Below are 279 nucleotides of genomic sequence, written 5' to 3'. Positions count from 1 at the left end.
CAGCCGCAGCGCGGTGATGAGCCTGATGCTGAGCGAGCTGTTGGCGCAGGCGCTGATGCAGATCAACAGCATCGCCCAGCGCAGCCGCATGCCGAACGCCGCCGCCCCGCGCCGTTTACGCGCCATCATCCTGACGCTGCCGTCGGCGATGCCGAAGCCAGAGCGGGAGATCTTCCGCCGCCGCATGCAGGAAGCGATCGGGCTGGTGTGGAAAGCCCTCGGCTGGCACCCGCAGGATGCGCCGTTCGACGGCGCGCACACTCGCTTCCCGGCGCCGCA

Annotated in this window: 1 protein-coding gene; it reads left to right on the top strand. The window is 69.9% G+C overall.

The window, feature by feature from the left end; genetic code table 11:
• The coding region (locus JYB63_RS23085) for a virulence factor SrfB (RefSeq protein WP_205660248.1) at positions 1-279 on the top strand (279 nt) is incomplete at both ends.

Origin of the sequence: Aliamphritea spongicola (assembly GCF_017051665.1) — a bacterium.
GTDB lineage: Bacteria > Pseudomonadota > Gammaproteobacteria > Pseudomonadales > Balneatricaceae > Amphritea > Amphritea spongicola.
This window is presented reverse-complemented; position numbering and strand designations above follow the sequence as displayed.